The following is an 18,382-nucleotide window of genomic DNA, read 5'->3' on the forward strand; positions in this document are numbered from 1 at the left end:
GGTGCTGCTGGTGACCCTCGGCGGGCTGTCATTGCTGGTCTTTGCGCGCAAGAGGGCCGGCAAGCCGACCGGCAGCAAGCTGACAGCCGACGAACAGGCGAAGCTGAGCGAGCTTCTGAAGAAATAACCGACCGGGCTGAGCCGGCGGACGAGCATATCTGGCCGCGTCCGCGCTACCCGGGAAGCTGGCGGCACGTTTGGCCAAAAGCAAACATTACAAACATTACCAACTTTTCATTGGCCGGACAGTTCGCAGTAAGGTGCGGCGTCCTATATCTTCATTCATCGACTGATCCGGCGTCGCCGGTCTGAAGATTTAAGAACAAGAGAAGGTGCTCCAATGCTCAAGAATTTCAACGGACGTCCGTCCCTCGCCACTGTGCTCAAGGCTTCTACCGTCGCCGGTATCGCAGCCGCTGTGCTCGCAACCGGCGTTCCGCTCGAAATCACCCGGTCTTATGCCGAAGCTGTCAAGGTTCAGGCGCCTGCCGTTCCGAGCTTCGCCAATGTGGTCGACGCCGTCTCGCCGGCCGTCGTTTCCGTCCGGGTCGAAAACCGCGTCAATCCCGTCTCCGACAACAATGACGGCTTCTCCTTCGATTTCAACGGCCGCGGCTTCGACGACCTTCCCGACGATCACCCGCTGAAGCGGTTCTTCAAGCAGTTCGGCCAGGATCCGAATGACCAGCAGGGCCATCCCAGGCGCTTCGGCCAGAACGGCCCGAATGGCGGCCCGAACGGTCCGGGCGGCAAGGGTCGTCTGCGCCCCGTCGCCCAGGGCTCCGGCTTCTTCATCTCCGAAGACGGCTATATCGTCACCAACAACCACGTCGTGTCCGATGGCCAGGCCTTCGTCGCCGTGATGAATGACGGCACCGAGCTCGATGCCAAGCTGATCGGCAAGGATCCGCGCACCGACCTCGCCGTGCTGAAGGTCGACGGCAAGGGTAAGAAGTTCACCTACGTCAACTGGGCCGACGACAACAATGTCCGCGTCGGCGACTGGGTCGTTGCCGTCGGCAACCCCTTTGGTCTCGGCGGCACGGTCACAGCAGGCATCGTCTCGGCCCGTGGCCGCGATATCGGCTCCGGCCCTTATGACGATTACCTGCAGGTGGATGCTGCCGTGAACCGTGGCAACTCCGGCGGTCCGACCTTCAACCTCAGCGGCGAAGTCGTCGGCATCAATACCGCGATCTTCTCGCCGTCGGGCGGCAGCGTCGGCATCGCCTTCGCCATTCCCGCCTCGACCGCCAAGGATGTCGTTGCCGATCTGATGAAGGACGGCCAGGTGTCGCGCGGCTGGCTGGGCGTGCAGATCCAGCCGGTGACCAAGGATATCGCCGAGTCCATCGGCCTGTCCGAGCCGAGCGGCGCCCTTGTCGTGGCCCCGCAGGCCGGATCGCCGGGTGACAAGGCCGGCATGAAGGCGGGCGACGTTGTCACTGCGCTGAATGGCGAAACGATCAAGGATGCACGTGATCTCAGCCGCCGCATCGGTGCGATGCAGCCGGGCAGCAAGGTCGAGCTTTCGGTCTGGCGTGCCGGCAAGGCCCAGTCTCTCACCGTCGAGCTCGGCACGCTGCCGATCGATCAGAAGGATGCGTCGGCCGATGACAACAACCAGCCGCAGCAGCCTGAGGCACCGGCTTCCGAGAAGGCGCTTGCCGATCTCGGCCTGACGGTCGGTCCTTCCGACGACGGCAAGGGCCTGACGATCACCGGCATCGACCCGGATTCCGACGCTGCCGACAAGGGCATCAAGGAAGGCGAGAAGATCACTTCGGTCAACAACCAGGAGGTCTCCAGCCCCGAAGATATCGTCAAGGTGCTGAACCAGGCCAAGAAGGACGGCCGCACCCGTGCACTGTTCCAGATCCAGTCCGGTGAAGGAAGCCGTTTCGTCGCGCTTCCGATCAACGGCCAGGGCTGATCCTTAAGAAAACGAGAGCCGTGCGGACGAAAGTCCGCGCGGCTCGATTCTTCTGAGCTTTGAAGGATGATCGCCATGAGCGCCGCCCCGCAGGAAAATGCTTTGAGCCTTGCCGAAACGCAGCCGGTGGGTAATGTCGGCCGCATGAAGATTCTCATCATCGAAGATGATCTCGAAGCCGCGGTCTACCTCACGAAAGCCTTTCGTGAGGCGGGCATCGTCGCCGATCACGCCAGCGACGGCGAGAGCGGCCTGTTCATGGGGTCGGAAAATACCTACGACGTCATCGTCATCGACCGCATGTTGCCGCGCCGCGACGGGCTCTCCGTCATCAGCGAGCTGCGCCGCAAGGCCATCCATACGCCGGTCCTCATCCTCTCCGCACTCGGTCAGGTCGATGACCGCGTCACCGGTCTTCGCGCCGGCGGCGACGACTACCTTCCGAAGCCCTATGCCTTCAGCGAACTTTTGGCGCGCGTCGAAGTGCTCGGCCGCCGCAAGGGCACGCCGGATCAGGACGTCGTCTATCGCGTCGGTGATCTCGAACTCGACCGGCTCTCCCATGAGGTGCGCCGCAGCGGCAAGGAGATCTTGCTGCAGCCGCGCGAATTTCGCCTGCTCGAATATCTGATGAAGAATGCCGGCCAGGTGGTGACCCGCACTATGCTGCTCGAAAATGTCTGGGACTACCATTTCGACCCGCAGACCAACGTCATCGACGTGCATGTCTCGCGCCTGCGCTCGAAGATCGAGAAGGACTACAACCAGCCCCTCCTGAAGACCATCCGGGGCGCGGGGTACATGATCAAGGATGAGGGATGAGCCGTTTCAGGGTTCTCTTCAAGTCCACCGCAGTCCGCCTTTCGGCACTCTATATCCTGCTTTTCGCCATCTGCGCCGCGACGCTCGTCTTCTATGTGACGGCGATGTCGGAACGGCTGCTGACCGGCCAGATCCGCGACGCCGTCCGACAGGAGGTGGAGCAGGTGCAGCGCGCCTATGACACCGGCGGCATGAACCTTCTCCTGCGCACCATGGAGCGGCGTGCCCGCCAGCCGGGCGCCAATCTCTACATCATCGCCGGTCCCTCGGGCGATATTCTCGCCGGCAACGTCGCGTCGGTGCAGCCTGGCGTTTTCGAGGAGATCGGCTGGACCTCCGCGCCCTTCATCTATCAGCGCTATACCGACAGCGGTATCGAGCGGCGCCACAAGGCGATCGCCAATATCTTCGTGCTCGACAACGGTCTCAGAATCCTGATCGGCCGCGACCTCGGCGATCCCGAGCGTTTCCGTCTGCTGGTGCGCCAGGCACTGATGGTCGCCTTGGCGATCATGGGGCTCGGCGCCATCATCATCTGGTTTGCCATCGGCCGCAATGCGCTGAAGCGCATCGACCGCATGTCGGATGCCAGCAAAAAGATCATGGCCGGCGACCTGTCGCAGCGCCTGCCGGTCGGCGGCTCCGGCGATGAATTCGACCGTTTGTCGATGTCTTTGAACACCATGCTGGAGCGCATCGAGAAGCTGAACGAGGGGCTGCGGCAGGTCTCCGACAACATCGCCCACGATCTCAAGACGCCGCTGACGCGGCTGCGCAACAAGGCGGCCGATGCGCTCGATATATCAGATGGCGACACGCGGCGCACTGCACTCGAAGGCATTATTTCCGAATCGGATCAGCTGATCCGCACCTTCAACGCGCTGTTGATGATCTCCCGCGTCGAGGCCGGGTCGGTCGCCGCCGAAATGTCGCCGGTGGAGCTTTCGGCGATCGTCTCCGACAGCGCCGAACTCTATGAGCCGGCGGCGGAGGAGGCCGGGCTTGGCCTCAGCTCCAGCATCGAACCGGATGTCGAGGTGCAGGGCAATCGCGAGCTGATCGGCCAGGCGATCTTCAATCTGCTCGACAATGCGATCAAATATTCCTCCGATACGGAAGGGGCGGGCAAGGTGTCGCTGAAGCTTTCCCGCCGCCCGGATGGCATCTGCCTGTCGGTCGCCGACCACGGACCGGGCGTTCCGGCCGAGCGGCGCGACGACGTGGTGAAGCGCTTCGTCCGCCTCGATGAAAGCCGGTCGAAACCCGGGACCGGGCTCGGGCTTTCGCTGGTGGAAGCGGTGATGGAGCTGCACAACGGCCGCCTGGAATTCTCCGATACCGATCCCGACAAGCCCGAACAGCGGGGATTGACCGTCAGCATGATCTTCCCGGCCAAGGCTGCCTGATCTCTTCCGCCGAAATACGATCGGTTGAATCGCGTATTGGCGGTTTTCGGCCGAGACCCTAGTTTAATCTCGATCGAAGGCGCGGTCTGCGATTCTGCGTCGTCGTTTCCTGAGGTGCCAAAGCAGGGAGAGCGCATGCTGACGAAATCGACGCATGGCCTGAAGGATGTCGCCGAAGGGCTGCTGCGTCCGCTGAACCAGACGGAATTGAAGTTGGCGCTGGCCGACCTTCAGGAGGCCGGCAAAAGCGAGCCGTCGGTGGCGACGATGCTGAAGACGGAAGGGCCGCTTCGCGATTTCATTGCGGCGGTGCTGACGCTGTCGCCCTACCTGCGCGAAATCGCCAATCTCGACCCCGCCGTCCTCGCCGGTGCCGTCACCGAGCCGCTGGAGCCGCAGATCGAGGCGCTGGTCGCCGAGGCCAGGGGGTGCTGGCGACCGGACGGCGAGGGGGCGGCACCCGCCGAATCCGTGGTGATGAGCAGGCTGCGCATCATCAAGCGCAAGGTGGCCTTCCTCGTCGCGCTCGCCGATCTCTCGCGCATCTTCGACGGCCGGGGGACGACGGCCTGGCTGAGCGAGCTTGCCGAGGCTTCGGTCGCTGCTGCCATCGACCATCTGCTGCTTGCTGCGCATGAGGGCGGAAAGCTGCGGCTGCGGGATCCGGCGGCACCCAGTGATGGCTCGGGCTTGATCGTGCTCGGCATGGGCAAACTCGGCGCATCCGAACTCAACTACTCCTCCGATATCGACCTCGTCGTCTTCTTCGACGAAGAAGCAGGCGTGGTGCCCGACCCGGATGACGCGATCGAGGTCTTTCCGAGAATGATGCGCCGGCTGGTGCGCATCCTGCAGGAGCGCACGGCCGACGGCTACGTCTTCCGCACCGATCTCAGACTGCGCCCCGATCCCGGCTCGACGCCGCTGGCGATCCCGGTCGATGCGGCGATGATCTATTACGAGGGCAGGGGCCAGAACTGGGAGCGGGCAGCCTTCATCAAGGCGCGCGCCGTTGCCGGCGACTTGGCGGCGGGCGGCGATTTCCTGCGCGGGCTCGCCCCTTTCGTCTTCCGCAAATATCTCGATTACGCGGCGATTGCCGATATCCATTCGATCAAGCGGCAGATCCACGCGCATAAGGGCCACGGCGCGATTGCGGTCAAGGGCCACAACGTCAAGCTCGGCCGCGGCGGCATTCGCGAAATCGAATTCTTCGTCCAGACCCAGCAGCTGATCGCCGGCGGCCGCATGCCGGCCTTGCGCGGCCGGGCGACGGAAGAAACGCTCTGTGAACTCACCAAGGCGAAATGGATCGACGCGGAAACCCGTGACGAACTGACGGAGGCCTACTGGTTCCTGCGCGATGTCGAGCACCGCATCCAGATGGTGCGCGACGAGCAGACCCATCTGTTGCCGGAGACGGATGCCGACCTGAAGCGCATCGCCTTCATGATGGGATTCACCGACACGCCGAGCTTCTCCGAGCGGCTGGTCGGCGTGCTGAAAACGGTCGAGCGGCGTTATGCCCACCTGTTCGAGCAGGAGAGCAGGCTTTCCACCGATACCGGCAACCTGGTCTTCACCGGCCAGGGCGACGACCCCGATACGCTGGAGACGCTGAAGAAACTCGGTTTCACCAGGCCGTCCGACATTTCCCGCATCATCCGCACCTGGCATTATGGCCGTTACCGTGCGACGCAATCGGTGGAAGCGCGCGAAAGGCTGACGGAGCTGGCGCCGGAGCTCTTGCGGGTCTTCGGCGAAAGCAAGCGCGCCGACGAGGCGCTGCTGCGCTTCGACAGCTTCATCTCGGGCCTTCCCTCCGGCATCCAGCTTTTCTCGCTGCTCGGCAGCAATCCGGCGCTCTTGTCGCTGATCGTCAACATCATGTCCTCGGCACCCCGGCTCGCCGAGGTGATCGCCGCCAAGCCGCATGTCTTCGACGGCATGCTCGACCCCGGCCTGATGGCCGAACTGCCGACCCGCGATTATCTCGGCGAACGGCTGAAGGGCTCGCTCGCCCAGGCGCGCCACTATGAAGAGGTGCTCGACCGGCTGCGCATCTTCGCCGCCGAGCAGCGCTTCCTGATCGGTATCCGCCTGCTGACCGGCGCGATCAATGGTGCGATGGCCGCACGCGCCTTCACCCATCTGGCCGATCTCATCATCGCGGCGGCACTCGATGCCGTGGTGAGCGAAATGCGGGCCGCCCATGGCGATTATCCCGGCGGGCGTATCGCGATCGCCGGCATGGGCAAACTCGGCAGTTTCGAGCTGACGGCCGGTTCCGACATCGACCTGATCCTGCTCTATGATTACGACGATGCGGCCTCTGAATCCGATGGACCGAAGCCGCTCGATGCGACGCGTTATTTCACCCGCATCACCCAGAGGCTGATCGCCGCCTTCTCGGCGCCCACCGCAGAAGGTGTGCTCTATGAGGTGGACATGCGGCTGCGCCCGTCCGGCAACAAGGGGCCGGTCGCCACCCGCATCAATGCTTTCGGCAAGTACCAGCGCGAGGAGGCATGGACCTGGGAGCATATGGCGCTCAGCCGCGCCCGACTGATCTGCGGCAATGAAAGCCTGATCGCCGAAGCTGAGCATATCGTCCAGGAGGTGTTGTCGGCCGATCGCGACGTTGCCAAGGTGGCGCATGACGTCGCCGAGATGCGCGAAATGATCGACAAGGAAAAGCCGCCATCCGGCCCGTGGGATCTGAAGCTCATCCCCGGCGGCGTCATCGATCTCGAATTCATCGCCCAATATCTGGCGCTGATTGCGCCGACCAGAGGCGTCGGCATTGCCGTGAACGGGATGAGTACCGGCGAGGCACTGAAGGTGCTTGGCGACCGGCTGATGGCGACAGCCGATCTCGACACATGCCTTGAGGCCTTCGCGCTTTATACCGGCCTCTCGCAACTGATCCGCCTGTCCATTGACGGTCCGTTCGATCCGAAGGAGGCGCCGTCGGGTCTCGTCGAACTCGTCTGCCGCGCCGGCGACTGCCCTGACATCAAGACCCTGGAAGCCGAGGTAAAGCGGCTTTCGAAAGCGGTTCGGAAAATATTCCAGAATGTCGTGAAGCCCGGTAATTCAGGCGCATGATTTCACATCAGCTGGAATGACCGCGAGGATTATCTCGAACATGGGCTGTCGGAATCTCGTTTAGCCGGTCGTCTTCAAGGCAGGCACGCTAGGGAGAACACCAATGACGATTACCATTACCGCCTTTGAACACTCGCCCGATCGCGGCAAGGGGCTGGCGCGTGACATGCGCGTTCGCTGGGCACTCGAGGAAGTGGGGCTGCCTTACGATGTTCGCCTTGTTTCGTTCAAGGCGATGAGAGAACCCGCGCATCTCAGACTTCAACCGTTCGGACAGATTCCGACCTATGAGGAAGGCGATCTCGCGCTGTTCGAGTCCGGAGCAATCGTCTTCCATATCGCCGAGCGTCATGCGGGCCTGCTGCCGGAGGATGCGAATGCCCGGGGGCGCGCGATCGCATGGATGTTTGCCGCGCTCAACACCATAGAGCCGCCGATCTTCGACCGCGCTCTCGCCAGAATCCTGGAGCGCGACGAGCCTTGGTATGAGCAGCGCCTGCATGCCCTCGAGGTCAGCATCCGGAAACGGCTGGACGATCTTTCCCGTCGCCTTGGCGATGCCGACTGGCTGGACGGCGCCTTCAGCGCCGGTGATCTTCTGATGGTGACGGTGCTGCTCAGGCTGAAGGGATCGGATATATTGGACGATCATCCGAACCTCTCCGCCTATGTCGCCCGCGGCGAAGCGCGGCCTGCATACATGCGTGCTTTCGCCGCTCAGTTGGCGGTTTTCACCGCCGCATCGGCCGGCTGACAACGGTCGGATTTTGACGTGGCCTTTAAATATCGTCGGGGATGCGCAGCGAGATCACGGTGCCCACAGCTTCGCGTGAGCGGATTTTCATGCGGCCGCCATGCAGCGAGGTCAGCGAGCGGGAGATGGCGAGCCCGAGGCCGGAGCCGCCCTTGCTCTTGGCATACTGGCTCTGCACCTGCTCGAAGGGCTGGCCGATCTTTGCCAGCGCCGAGCGGGGAATGCCAATGCCGGTATCGGCGATGGTGACGAGGACGGCGCCGTCGACGCGGCGGGTGCGCACCGCGATGCGGCCGCCATTGTCGGTGAATTTCACCGCATTGGAGAGCAGGTTGAGCAGCACCTGTTTCATCGCCCGGCGGTCGGCCATCAGCGTCAGGCCGGAGCAGATGCGTTGTTCGATGACGATGTTCTTTTCAGCCGCGGGCATGGCGGTGAAGCGCAGGCTTTCCTCGATCAGCGGCACGAGGTCGATGCGCTCGCGGTGCAGCCGGAGGTGGCCGGCCTCGATCTTCGACATGTCGAGAATGTCGTTGATGACGTTGAGCAGATGTTTGCCGCTGTCATGGATATCGCGGGCATATTCGTCGTATTTCAGCGAGCCGAGCGGCCCGAACATCTGGTTCTGCAGGATTTCCGAGAAGCCGAGGATGGCGTTGAGCGGCGTGCGCAGCTCGTGCGACATATTGGCGAGGAATTCCGATTTCGCCTGGTTGGCAGCCTCGGCGCGTTCCTTCTCCGCCTGGTAGTTGGCGTTGGCCGTCGAAAGCTCGGATTTCTGGATCTCCAGCGTCTGGCGCGAGGCGGAGAGATCGCCGATCGTCGCCATCAGCCGGCGTTCGGATTCGCGCAGCCGCTCCTGATGGCGCTTCATCAGCGTGATGTCGGTTCCGACCGAGACCCTGCCGCCGTCGCGGGTGCGCCGCTCGTTGATCTGCAGCCAGCGCTCGTCGGCAAGCTGCACTTCCGTCGTGCGCGAATAGCCCGAGCCGTCGGCATCGGCGATCCGCCGCTCGATGACGGGGCGGGCGGCGGCGGCATTGACCGCCGAGCGCTCGGTGCCGGGCACCAGCACGCTGTCCGGCAGACCATAGGCCTGCTGGAAATGCGTGTTGCACATCACCAGCCGATCGTTCTTGTCCCAGAGCACGAAGGCTTCCGAGGTGCATTCGATGGCGTCCGCCAGGCGCTGGTCGGCTTCTGCGTAGCGCTGGGCGAGCCGATGCTGTTCGGTCACGTCCATGGCGATGCCGATCAGGTGCATGCGGCCGGAATTGCTGCGGATCACCTGGGCGCGGGCGCGCATCCAGACATAATGGCCGCCGGCGTGGCGCATGCGGAAGATCTGATCGACCTGGCCGGAATCGCCCTTGGCGATGGCGCGGGCGATCTCGTAGAGCCCGCCGTCATCGGGATGCATCAGCCGCGCGGCTTCGCCGAAGCCCATCGTCTTGTCGGAACCCGGCAGGCCGAGCATGTCGTACATCGAGCGCGACCAGAAGAATTCGCGATTCTCGAAATCGAAATCCCAGAGGCCGCAGCGACCGCGCGACAGCGCCGTCTCGACGCGCAGGTTCGATTCCAGGAAGATGTCGTCGGCATCGCGGGCGCGCTTCACCTGCGTGTAATAGGCGTAGAGGATGACGAGCAGGATCGAGGAGATACCGGCAAACAGCGTGACGTTGAGCGCCAATTGCTCGCGCCAGAGCCGGCCGATCTCGTCGAGCGAGGTGGCAGCGACGATATAACCGCCGGCATTGCCCATCAGCGTGATCTCGGCATAGTGCGGCACGCCGCCGATCGTCGTTTCGATGACGCCGGCGCGATCGCCGAAACGCCGGATCGCCGAGACCTCGGGGAAGAAATCGCCGACATTGCTGCCGACATGCGAAAGCCCGGCGGTGGTCGAGGCAAAAACCTTGCCGCTTGCCTGGACGAGCAGCACGAAGGCGCCGTTGTCCAGCCGGTCCTGCGGCAGGAATTTGGCAAGCCGGGCCTGCGCTTGGCCGACGTCGCCGCTATCGAAGATGTCGGCTGCATCGGCAAACACGGCAGAGGCGGTTGCCGCCGAAAGTGCCGTGGCATGGCGGGCCGAGGACTCCAGCCGTCCATATTCGCTCATCATACCGAAGAAATGCGAGGCGGCGACGACGGAGAGGAAAGCGACGATCAGCGCCGGAATGGCCCGCTTCAGCACGAGCTCGGCTTTCGGCAGATGCCGAAGCAGCGGTTCCGATGTCGCGCGGCCTGAAAGGCTGTCTCGCCAGGCTTTCAGCCCGTCAAAATCGACACGCAGCCGTCCTTCGGCCACGGTTGCCCGTCGCACGTCCATCATCTCTTCGCCTTGTCCCTCGTGTGATTCGCGCGCCGCTCGCTCGAACCTGACTTAGAGAATCATGGGTGATTCGCCTTGTCCAGAGGCAAAGGTAAAAATCCGTTAACTATTTATAATTTTGTGCTTTTCAGGCGATTCGAACCGATCGGCGACCGGCCGCCGAGTTTTCGTCGGCGGCCAGCCGAATCAAAATTACCCTTTAAGCGTGCGCTCGACGATATCGCGCACGTCGGTCGAAAGATCGGCCGACTGCTCGATCTCGGTCAGCGCCGAGCGGGCGTGATCGGCCCGCACCGGTTCCAGCGAGCGCCAGGAGCGCATCGAGGTGAGAATGCGGGCGGCAAGCTGGGGGTTGCGCTCGTCGATATCGAGAATCTGACCGGCGAGGAAGCGATAGCCTTCGCCGTCGGCGCGGCCGAAACCGGTCGGATTGGTAAACGCGAAGGTGCCGACCAGCGAACGCACCCGGTTCGGATTGGTCCGCTTGAACAGCGGGTCGTCCATCAGGGCGAGGATCCGCTCCAGGGTTTTTGCGCCGGGAATGCCGGCCTGGATCGCGAACCATTTGTCGATGACCAGCGCATTGTCCGCGAAGCGGTCGCGGAAACGTGCCAGCGCCTCGCTGGTCTCCGCGCTGTCAGGGAAACGATGGGCGAGGATCGTCAGCGCATGGCTGAGATCGGTCATGTTGTTGGCCGCATCGAAGGCGGCCTTGGCGCGGGCCGGAGTCTGTTCGGCATGCGAGAGGTAGGTGAGGGCGGTATTGCGCAGCGCCCGCAGGCCGGCGCTTTTCGCATCCGGGCTGAAATCGCCTGACGTCGTCATCGCCGCGTAAAGGCCGGCAAAGACGTCCTTTCCGGCATCGGCGATCTGGTTCAGGATCGCCTGCCGGCCGGCATGGATGGCATCGGGATCGTTGTTGCCGCCGAGTTCGCGGGCGATATCGGATTCGCTCGGTAGAGCCAGCGCCTGGGCGCGGAAGGCCGGTTCGAGGCTCTCGTCGGCCGCTGCCGCAATCAGCGCCTCGACGAAGGTCGCCTCGCAGACGACTGGCTTGCCCTCGCGGGCGTCGCGTGCCGCTTTCAGGAGGTTCGGCAGCGCCAGATCGGTCAGCGCCTGCCAGCGAGCGAAATGATCGGTCTCATTGCGGGCGAGACGGGCGAGGTCGGCCGGGCTCTGATCGAAATGGAGGTTGATCGGCGCCGAGAAGCTGCGGTTGATCGAAACGACCGGCCGCGAGCCAACACCATGGAATACCGCCGTCTGGGTGCGGCCGGTGAGATGCAGTACCTCGCCGGCATATTCCGCACCGTCGACCGCGGTCGGTTCGATCTTGCCGCCGTTTTCGCCAAACAGCGCCAGGCTGAGCGGAATATGCATCGGCTCCTTGCTCGGCTGGCCGGGCGTTGCCGGGATCATCTGTTCGAGCGACAGGGAGAAGCTGCCGGCTGCCGCATCATAGCTGCCCGATGCGGTGACGAGCGGCGTGCCGGCCTGATGGTACCAGAGCGAGAATTGCGTGAGATCGCGCCCGCTCGCATCCTCGAAGCATTTGACGAAATCCTCGATCGTCACCGCCTGGCCGTCATGGCGGTCGAAGTAGAGATCCATTCCCTTCTTGAAGCCGTCCTTGCCGAGCAAAGTCGCGATCATGCGCGTGACTTCGCTGCCCTTTTCATAGACGGTCGTCGTGTAGAAATTGTTGATCTCGCGATATTTCGTCGGCCGCACCGGATGAGCGAGCGGGCCGCTATCTTCCGGGAACTGCTCCGATTTGAGATGGCGCACTTCGGCAATGCGCTTGACCGGGCGCGAGCGCTGGTCGGACGAGAATTCGTGGTCGCGATAGACCGTCAGGCCTTCCTTGAGGCACAGCTGGAACCAGTCGCGGCAGGTGATGCGGTTGCCGGTCCAGTTGTGGAAATATTCATGCGCGATGATCGCCTCGATATTGGCATAGTCGGCATCGGTCGCGGTCTCGGGATCGGCAAGCACGTATTTGGCGTTGAAGACGTTGAGGCCCTTGTTCTCCATTGCCCCCATGTTGAAGTCGGAGACGGCGACGATCATGAAGATGTCGAGGTCGTATTCACGTCCGAACCGCTCTTCGTCCCACTTCATCGAACGTTTCAGCGCGTCCATGGCATAGGCCGCGCGCGGCTCCTTGCCGTGCTCGACATAGATCTTCAGCACCACCTCGCGGCCGGACATGGTGGTGAACGTGTCTTCGACGACGCCGAGATCGCCGGCGACGAGGGCGAAGAGATAGCTCGGCTTCGGATGCGGGTCGAACCAGGCGGCGAAATGTTTGCCGGGGCCGTAGCCGGCGCCGCCGAGGAAGTTGCCGTTCGACAGCAGCAGCGGGTTGGCGTCCTTGTCGGCGATGATGTTGACGGTGAACGGCGCCAGCACGTCGGGCCGGTCGGGGAAATAGGTGATGCGGCGGAAACCCTCCGCCTCGCATTGCGTGCAGTAGATGCCGCCGGTGCGGTAAAGGCCCATCAACTGGGTATTGGCTTCGGGGTTGATGATCGTGGTGATCGTCAGTTCGAAGGGCGCGCTCTCCGGCAGGTCGCGCACCGTCAGGCTTTCCGGTGTTGCGTCGTAGCGCGAAGGCTCCAGCTCCACCTGGTCGAACAGCAGTCCCGACAGAGCCAGCTCATCGCCGTCGAGGACGATCGGCGCTTTGAGATCGGCGCCCGGACGACGATGAAAGATCAGTCGCGCCTCGACCTTTGTCTCCGTCGGGTCGAGCTCGAAAGTGAGGTCCACGCGTTCCAGCACGAAGTCGGTGGGACGGTAATCTGCCAGATGAATGACCTGGCCGGTATCTGTTCGCATGGTGTTTCCTGAAGACCGTTATTAGACAACCGCGGAATACAGAGGCGGGCGCACTCTGCCATAAATTTTGCCGGGCATGATTACATTAAAGTCTGAACTAAAGTTAAAGCAAATTGCCCGCGAACGCGAAGTTCGCGGGCAAAATACCTTGTTGGGGCTGATGAACGTGGTCGCCAGGGGGAGGGACTCTACTTAAGATTGAGCGAAGCCTTGATTGTCGCGTCGTTTTCGGTCTGCTGCACGACGACGCCGTACCAGCCGAGCCCGTCATAATCCTCATAGCCGAGCGTACGCGCGAAGGCGACGATCGAACCGTTATTATCGTAGTAGCTGCCTTTTGACTGGCCGGACGGGTTGGCGAGCACGAAATGGGAAAACAGCAAGGCAGGATTGGTGGTGGCGATGACCCGGCTCTTGCCGTCGAGCAGCATGACCGTCGTTCTTTCCGCCAACTGCGGCGGCAGGTTCGCCTCTTTCTCGACGATCGCCTGGCCCTGGTTCTGCCAGTCGAAATAGACGCCGAGCGTGCCGATCAGCCGTCCGTCGAGCTTGCCCTCTTCGCGGATACCTGTGGCATAGACGAGCGCATGCCTGTTGTCGTGCAGCGGGCTCGCTTTGACCTCGTCGACAATGTAGGCGTCGCCGGAAGCGCAGCCCGATGCGGCGCGGAACCACGGATCGCTGGCCAGGCTCGTGCCGGCGATCTTGCGCTGGAACTTGGGATTGGCCGACGCGATCACCTTGCCCGAGAGATCGGTCATGACGAGATCGAGATAGACGGTGTAGAAGCGGTTGATGGCGCCGAGACGCTCCGCCGCAAAGGCGACGGTTTCCCGGTCCGGGTTGTGCAGCGCCTGCCAGAGCGCCGGGTCCGTCGCCCACCAGCGCACATCGGCCGTGCGCTCGAAGAGATTGCGGACGATGAGCTGCACCAGCGTCTGCGCCAGATCGGTGAGGCGAACGCCCTCCATCTCCTCGACCAGCGAATCCGCCATGGCGCGGCTGAGGCCGATGCGGCCGAGCACGTTGCTCTCGAACCGGCCGGTAATGTCGGTTGCGATCTGCGCCAGCCGCTGCACTTCGTTGGCAACGACGGCAAAGCCCTTTCCGGTCTCGCCGGCGCGTGCCGCCTCGATCAACGCATTGATCGCCAGCAGCTTGATCTGCTTGACGATATGCGTGTTGTCGGCGCTGAAGCGCTCGAGGTCGGTGCTGATGCCGTCGGTGACGACGCGCATCGAGCGCGGAGTCGCATTCTGCGACTGGGCAATGGTTTCGGCGCTAAGCGGCTTCATCAAAATGATCCTGGCAGGAACGGGCAATTGTTTGTGGCGAAGAAAATTTCGGGATAAGCCACAAACGATGCTTGCCTATGGTTTTCAATTGGTTAACGCCGAGCGGTCAGCGGTGAACATTTTAGGGTGAAACGGCTCAAGACAGAAAGATTTAAGGGCGGTGGCGCGGTTGAGGCACGGTTGCGCCTGTGGCCGAACGCGATTTTATGATTCTCATGCGTGGCTTGCGGTTTTTTCGCCCATCGGGATTTTCTTTCGCTACGATGGAAGATGTCATCCATTGCGTTCCCGAGTCGAACGCGTCTCCCCATTCCGCTTAAGTCGATATAAGAGCCAGGATCATGCACTCGGTTCTCAGAAACCCGATGAGAGGCATTGCGCTGAAAGTCTCGTCGGTCGTGGTCTTCCTGGCCATGCAGACCTTCATCAAGCTGGCCGGCTCAGACATCCCGCCGGGTCAGGTCACCTTCTGCAGGTCCTTCTTCGCGCTCTTTCCGATCATGGCCTATCTCGCCTATATCGGACAGTTGCGCGCCGCCTTCTACACGTCCAATCCGATCGGTCACCTCAAGCGCGGCACGATCGGCATCATGTCGATGGCTTTCGGTTTCTATGGCCTGCTGCATCTGCCGCTGCCGGAGGCGATTGCGCTCGGCTACGCCCTGCCGCTCGTCGCCGTTGTCTTCGCTGCGGTTTTTCTCGGCGAGACCGTGCGTATCTATCGCTGGAGTGCCGTCCTGGTCGGCATCGTCGGCGTCGCCATCATCTCCTGGCCGAAACTCACACTGTTTCGCAACGGCGGCATGGAAGCGGAACAGGCGGTCGGCGCGCTCTGCGTGCTGCTCTCGGCCGTTCTCGGCGGCATGGCGATGATCCAGGTGCGCCGCCTCGTCGAGGAGGAGAAAACGGCAACGATCGTGCTGTATTTCTCGATCACCGCATCGGTCTTCTCGCTGGCTTCTCTTCCCTTCGGCTGGCTCCTCCTGCCGTGGCCTTCGGCGCTCTACCTGATCGCCGCCGGCTTTTGCGGCGGTGTCGCGCAGATCCTGCTGACGGAAAGTTACCGCCATGCCGACGTCTCCACCATCGCGCCGTTCGAATATACCTCGATCCTGCTCGGCGGCATCGTCGCCTATTTCGTCTTCGGCGATGTGCCGAGTGTGACCATGCTGATCGGCACCGCGATCGTCATCGGCGCCGGCATCTTCATCATCTATCGCGAGCATCAGCTCGGCATCGAACAGAGAGAGGCGCGCAAGGCCTCGACGCCGCAAGCCTGACACCTGCAAGCACATGATATCGAAGGTTTTAACGCGGGGATTGCTCAAGCTTGAAGCTTGCTCTCAAAGCGTGAAAAGAATGGTGAATTCTTGGGATACCACCGGCCTGCGGAATGTGATTGTTGAAGATGAGAGAGTATCATTTATTCCAAGCTGTGCATGTTTGAATGGCCGCTGATGCCGGAGGAGCTCTCGGTGTCGTTGCTCCGAACGCTGGCCTGCGAGCGGAGGTGGAGAAGAGCATAATGACATTCACAGCGGCGCAATTGGCGGGGAACCCTTCCTTTCTGATGAGCATCCGCTTTTTGGCTGGGCAGATGCGCGGCATGTTCGATGCCGGTCCGCGGTTGGCGCGACTGCTCGCCTCGCATCAGCGCTGGCTTCTGACCCAGACGGCCTATGCCCTCAACCTGGAATATGATCCGCGCGACCCGACGTCGGGTTTCACCGCCGTCCGGCTGACAGGACGCATCACCGGGCACAAGGTGGCGAGCCGTAACACCGTGCTCGCCTTCATCGAAGAGCTCTTTACCTACCGCTTCATTGTCCACACGCCCGGCGACGAGCGGCGGCGGCCACGTCATTTCGAGCCGGCCGATGTCAGCCATCAGGCGATGTTTGCCTGGATTCTCGGCAATCTCGCTGCGCTCGACCTGCTCGACGGCGGTCAAAGGGCGGTCTTTTTCCAGGCAAACCCATCCTTGATGCGGCTCGTTCAGCCGCGCATCGCCCGCCATTGCCTGGAAGATGCCGCCTGGCGCGAGCCGCCGGAGCAGGTGGCACTGTTCCTTTGGACGGAAGCCGGCGGCCTCGTCGTCGACAACTTCATCGCCCGGATGGATATAGAAAGCCGCGAGCCGGACAGGTTTTCCGTCGGCCGCGTCGAAACCCGGGCGCTCGCTGCCGATTTCATGATGTCGCGCACCCATCTGCAGCGTGTGCTGGCGAAGGCGGCGCAGCGCGGCTGCGTCGGTTGGTATGACGAGCCGCGCAAGACGCACCTTTGGATATCGCGGGATTTCGTCGAGGAATATTGCGCCTGGCAGTCGGTCAAGTTCGCCTATGTCGACGAAGCTTTCGAATGGGCGAAAGCCCAGATCGAGGATATGGCCGGCTGATCAGTGAACGATCGCCGCAGCGCCTGCGCCAATACGCTCGCCGCCATCAGCCGGCTTGACGGAAAGCTCCCGCTCATATTCCCGCGCGGCGCAGACGGCGACGCGGATATGCTCGAAGGTTTCGATGTTGCGCAAAAGCGATATCAGGATCGTCGACATTGGCGTTACTCATGATACGAAAGGGCGGCAATTCGAGGTGCGACAGCATCCTTTGCGCGTCCGAAGACGCGCAGCGGCTGTCGGCGGCTGCCGCTCAATATTGCTGGAAGTCCGAGAAAATCGCGTCGGGGCGCGCCGTGCGGCTGTTGATGCCGGTGCCGCGGGCAATCATCTGCTCGTTCGTGGCAAAGCCGTAACGGCTGTAGCCCTGAGTGGAGCGAACATGGTCGCCGGCGAGGCGAAGGGTTTCAAACCCGCAATGGATAGGACGAAAACGCTTGTTCATGGCCTTGGTTCCTGTGATTCCTCCCAAGACACATCTTCATATTGCGATGCAGCATTGATTTCGCAATGCGTCACGGCGGGATGCAGCCATGCGAAACGTGCATGGCTTGATTCATAAAATATTCAACATTGACTAATTTCTAAGCAAAGAGAGGGACTTAAGCTTTGCTTGAAAGGCCAGCAGGTCGTTCCAGGCCAGCCGCTTGTTGACAGGTGCAGTTAATAGATCCTGCGGATGCAGGCTGGCTATGGCAGGAATGACACAGTCCGCAACCGCAATCTCCTTCCAACGGCCGCGCAGGCCGTGAATCGTGTCGTTTTCGCCGAAGAAGAAACGCGCCGAAAAATTGCCGAGCAGCAGGATCGCCTTGGGTTCGGCAAGCGCGATCTGCCGTTCGATGAACGGGCGGCATATGTCCATTTCCGCCGCCGACGGCGCACGATTGCCAGGTGGCCGCCAGGGGATGACCTGCGTCAGCAGAACGGTCGAGCGCGTCAGCCCGATCGCCGCCAGCATCTTGTCGAACAGCTGGCCGGATTTTCCCGAGAAGGGCGCACCTTCGCGATCGTCTTCGGCGCTCGGCGCCGAGCCGATCACCATGATCCCGCTTTCGACATCGCCGCTGGCAAAAATCGTCGAGCGGGCGCTGTGCTTGAGATTGCAGCCGTTGAAGGCTTCGATCGCGGTCTTGAGCTCTGCGAGCGATCGCGCAGTTTCGGCGACGAAACGCGCCTGCTGCACCGCCTCGCCATCCGGAATGGCAGGCTGCGGGCCGGACGCTGCGCGTTCGGCAGGCGCCGGGCGCGCCGCTGCATTCGGACGCGGCGGTGTCTGGCGTTCGCCGGCGGGCGGCTGTTGCTGCTGCGCCTGTGTCGCCGCCGGGCGGCGGGCGGCCTTCATCGCCTCGAACTCGGCGAAGCGGTCGATCGCCTCTTCTTCCAGCAGCCATTCCACGCCGGCATCCGCATGGAAATGCAGAAGTGCCGCAAGCTCGGCGGGGGAAAGGTCGTTGGCGGAGATCATGCGACAGGTTTAGCGGAGAGAC

General features: G+C 62.5%; 13 protein-coding genes and 1 pseudogene. 8 read left to right on the top strand and 6 right to left on the bottom strand.

The annotated features are described in order from the left end of the window. From ACMUVN_RS13640 to ACMUVN_RS13665, 6 genes and pseudogenes are all read left to right on the top strand, one after another. Nucleotides 1-127: pseudogene (locus tag ACMUVN_RS13640) on the top strand (cytochrome c-type biogenesis protein CcmH); the annotation flags it as partial. Nucleotides 128-340: 213 nt separating this feature from the next. Then, nucleotides 341-1,933 (top strand): Do family serine endopeptidase, encoded by a 1,593-nt coding sequence (locus ACMUVN_RS13645; protein WP_414815171.1) that lies wholly within the window; start codon nucleotides 341-343, stop codon nucleotides 1,931-1,933. A gap of 66 nt (nucleotides 1,934-1,999) precedes the next feature. Then, nucleotides 2,000-2,755 carry a response regulator transcription factor gene (locus ACMUVN_RS13650; protein ID WP_373289194.1) on the top strand — a complete coding sequence of 252 codons (756 nt, stop codon included), beginning with the start codon at nucleotides 2,000-2,002 and terminating at the stop codon, nucleotides 2,753-2,755. Continuing rightward, nucleotides 2,752-4,161 carry a sensor histidine kinase gene (locus tag ACMUVN_RS13655; protein WP_414815172.1) on the top strand — a complete coding sequence of 470 codons (1,410 nt, stop codon included), beginning with the start codon at nucleotides 2,752-2,754 and terminating at the stop codon, nucleotides 4,159-4,161. The genes ACMUVN_RS13650 and ACMUVN_RS13655 overlap by 4 nt, the downstream gene beginning before the upstream one ends. 135 nt (nucleotides 4,162-4,296) lie before the next feature. After that, entirely contained in the window at nucleotides 4,297-7,269 is a 2,973-nt protein-coding gene (locus ACMUVN_RS13660; protein ID WP_097623080.1) for a bifunctional [glutamine synthetase] adenylyltransferase/[glutamine synthetase]-adenylyl-L-tyrosine phosphorylase, read from the top strand. Nucleotides 7,270-7,372: 103 nt separating this feature from the next. After that, a complete protein-coding gene (locus ACMUVN_RS13665) occupies nucleotides 7,373-8,023 on the top strand; it encodes a glutathione S-transferase family protein (RefSeq protein ID WP_414815173.1) in 651 nt (216 codons plus the stop codon). A gap of 25 nt (nucleotides 8,024-8,048) precedes the next feature. On the opposite strand, the gene ACMUVN_RS13670 is transcribed toward ACMUVN_RS13665, so the two are convergent. The 3 genes from ACMUVN_RS13670 to ACMUVN_RS13680 form a co-directional block, all read right to left on the bottom strand. After that, nucleotides 8,049-10,358, bottom strand: coding sequence for a PAS domain-containing sensor histidine kinase (locus tag ACMUVN_RS13670; RefSeq protein ID WP_414815174.1), 2,310 nt, complete (start codon nucleotides 10,356-10,358; stop codon nucleotides 8,049-8,051). Nucleotides 10,359-10,550: 192 nt separating this feature from the next. Next, nucleotides 10,551-13,199: an aminopeptidase N gene (pepN, locus tag ACMUVN_RS13675; RefSeq protein ID WP_414815175.1), complete on the bottom strand. Its 2,649-nt coding sequence runs from the start codon at nucleotides 13,197-13,199 to the stop codon at nucleotides 10,551-10,553. Nucleotides 13,200-13,387: 188 nt separating this feature from the next. Next, nucleotides 13,388-14,494, bottom strand: a complete 1,107-nt coding sequence (locus ACMUVN_RS13680) for a methyl-accepting chemotaxis protein (RefSeq protein ID WP_414815176.1) — start codon at nucleotides 14,492-14,494, stop codon at nucleotides 13,388-13,390. Between the two features lie 341 nt (nucleotides 14,495-14,835). On the opposite strand from ACMUVN_RS13680, the gene ACMUVN_RS13685 reads away from it, so the two are divergent. Continuing rightward, entirely contained in the window at nucleotides 14,836-15,774 is a 939-nt protein-coding gene (locus tag ACMUVN_RS13685; protein ID WP_097545380.1) for a DMT family transporter, read from the top strand. Between the two features lie 245 nt (nucleotides 15,775-16,019). Further along, on the top strand, nucleotides 16,020-16,892 hold the full coding sequence (locus tag ACMUVN_RS13690) for a hypothetical protein (RefSeq protein WP_048338623.1): 873 nt from the start codon (nucleotides 16,020-16,022) through the stop codon (nucleotides 16,890-16,892). On the opposite strand, the gene ACMUVN_RS13695 is transcribed toward ACMUVN_RS13690, so the two are convergent. From ACMUVN_RS13695 to ACMUVN_RS13705, 3 genes are all read right to left on the bottom strand, one after another. Beyond that, nucleotides 16,893-17,051: a hypothetical protein gene (locus ACMUVN_RS13695; RefSeq protein WP_414815177.1), complete on the bottom strand. Its 159-nt coding sequence runs from the start codon at nucleotides 17,049-17,051 to the stop codon at nucleotides 16,893-16,895. A 94-nt stretch (nucleotides 17,052-17,145) separates the two neighbouring features. Beyond that, nucleotides 17,146-17,337 carry a hypothetical protein gene (locus ACMUVN_RS13700; protein ID WP_047616129.1) on the bottom strand — a complete coding sequence of 64 codons (192 nt, stop codon included), beginning with the start codon at nucleotides 17,335-17,337 and terminating at the stop codon, nucleotides 17,146-17,148. 132 nt (nucleotides 17,338-17,469) lie between these two features. Further along, the gene (locus ACMUVN_RS13705; protein WP_097545377.1) at nucleotides 17,470-18,360 is read right to left on the bottom strand and encodes a uracil-DNA glycosylase; all 891 of its coding nucleotides are present in this window, start codon (nucleotides 18,358-18,360) and stop codon (nucleotides 17,470-17,472) included. Nucleotides 18,361-18,382: the final 22 nt, after the last annotated feature.

The organism is Rhizobium sp. IY2, from assembly GCF_047532935.1.
Taxonomy (GTDB): domain Bacteria; phylum Pseudomonadota; class Alphaproteobacteria; order Rhizobiales; family Rhizobiaceae; genus Rhizobium; species Rhizobium anhuiense.

What these genes read in the sequence shown, in the direction of transcription:
- ACMUVN_RS13650 (WP_373289194.1), top strand. Translation starts at nt 2,000, where the DNA reads ATGATCGCCATGAGCGCCGCCCCGCAGGAAAATGCTTTGAGCCTTGCC.
- ACMUVN_RS13685 (WP_097545380.1), top strand. Translation starts at nt 14,836, where the DNA reads ATGCACTCGGTTCTCAGAAACCCGATGAGAGGCATTGCGCTGAAAGTC.
- ACMUVN_RS13660 (WP_097623080.1), top strand. Translation starts at nt 4,297, where the DNA reads ATGCTGACGAAATCGACGCATGGCCTGAAGGATGTCGCCGAAGGGCTG.
- ACMUVN_RS13665 (WP_414815173.1), top strand. Translation starts at nt 7,373, where the DNA reads ATGACGATTACCATTACCGCCTTTGAACACTCGCCCGATCGCGGCAAG.
- ACMUVN_RS13695 (WP_414815177.1), bottom strand. Translation starts at nt 17,051, where the DNA reads ATGTCGACGATCCTGATATCGCTTTTGCGCAACATCGAAACCTTCGAG.
- ACMUVN_RS13645 (WP_414815171.1), top strand. Translation starts at nt 341, where the DNA reads ATGCTCAAGAATTTCAACGGACGTCCGTCCCTCGCCACTGTGCTCAAG.
- pepN (WP_414815175.1), bottom strand. Translation starts at nt 13,199, where the DNA reads ATGCGAACAGATACCGGCCAGGTCATTCATCTGGCAGATTACCGTCCC.
- ACMUVN_RS13705 (WP_097545377.1), bottom strand. Translation starts at nt 18,360, where the DNA reads ATGATCTCCGCCAACGACCTTTCCCCCGCCGAGCTTGCGGCACTTCTG.
- ACMUVN_RS13700 (WP_047616129.1), bottom strand. Translation starts at nt 17,337, where the DNA reads ATGAACAAGCGTTTTCGTCCTATCCATTGCGGGTTTGAAACCCTTCGC.
- ACMUVN_RS13655 (WP_414815172.1), top strand. Translation starts at nt 2,752, where the DNA reads ATGAGCCGTTTCAGGGTTCTCTTCAAGTCCACCGCAGTCCGCCTTTCG.
- ACMUVN_RS13690 (WP_048338623.1), top strand. Translation starts at nt 16,020, where the DNA reads ATGACATTCACAGCGGCGCAATTGGCGGGGAACCCTTCCTTTCTGATG.
- ACMUVN_RS13680 (WP_414815176.1), bottom strand. Translation starts at nt 14,494, where the DNA reads ATGAAGCCGCTTAGCGCCGAAACCATTGCCCAGTCGCAGAATGCGACT.
- ACMUVN_RS13670 (WP_414815174.1), bottom strand. Translation starts at nt 10,358, where the DNA reads ATGATGGACGTGCGACGGGCAACCGTGGCCGAAGGACGGCTGCGTGTC.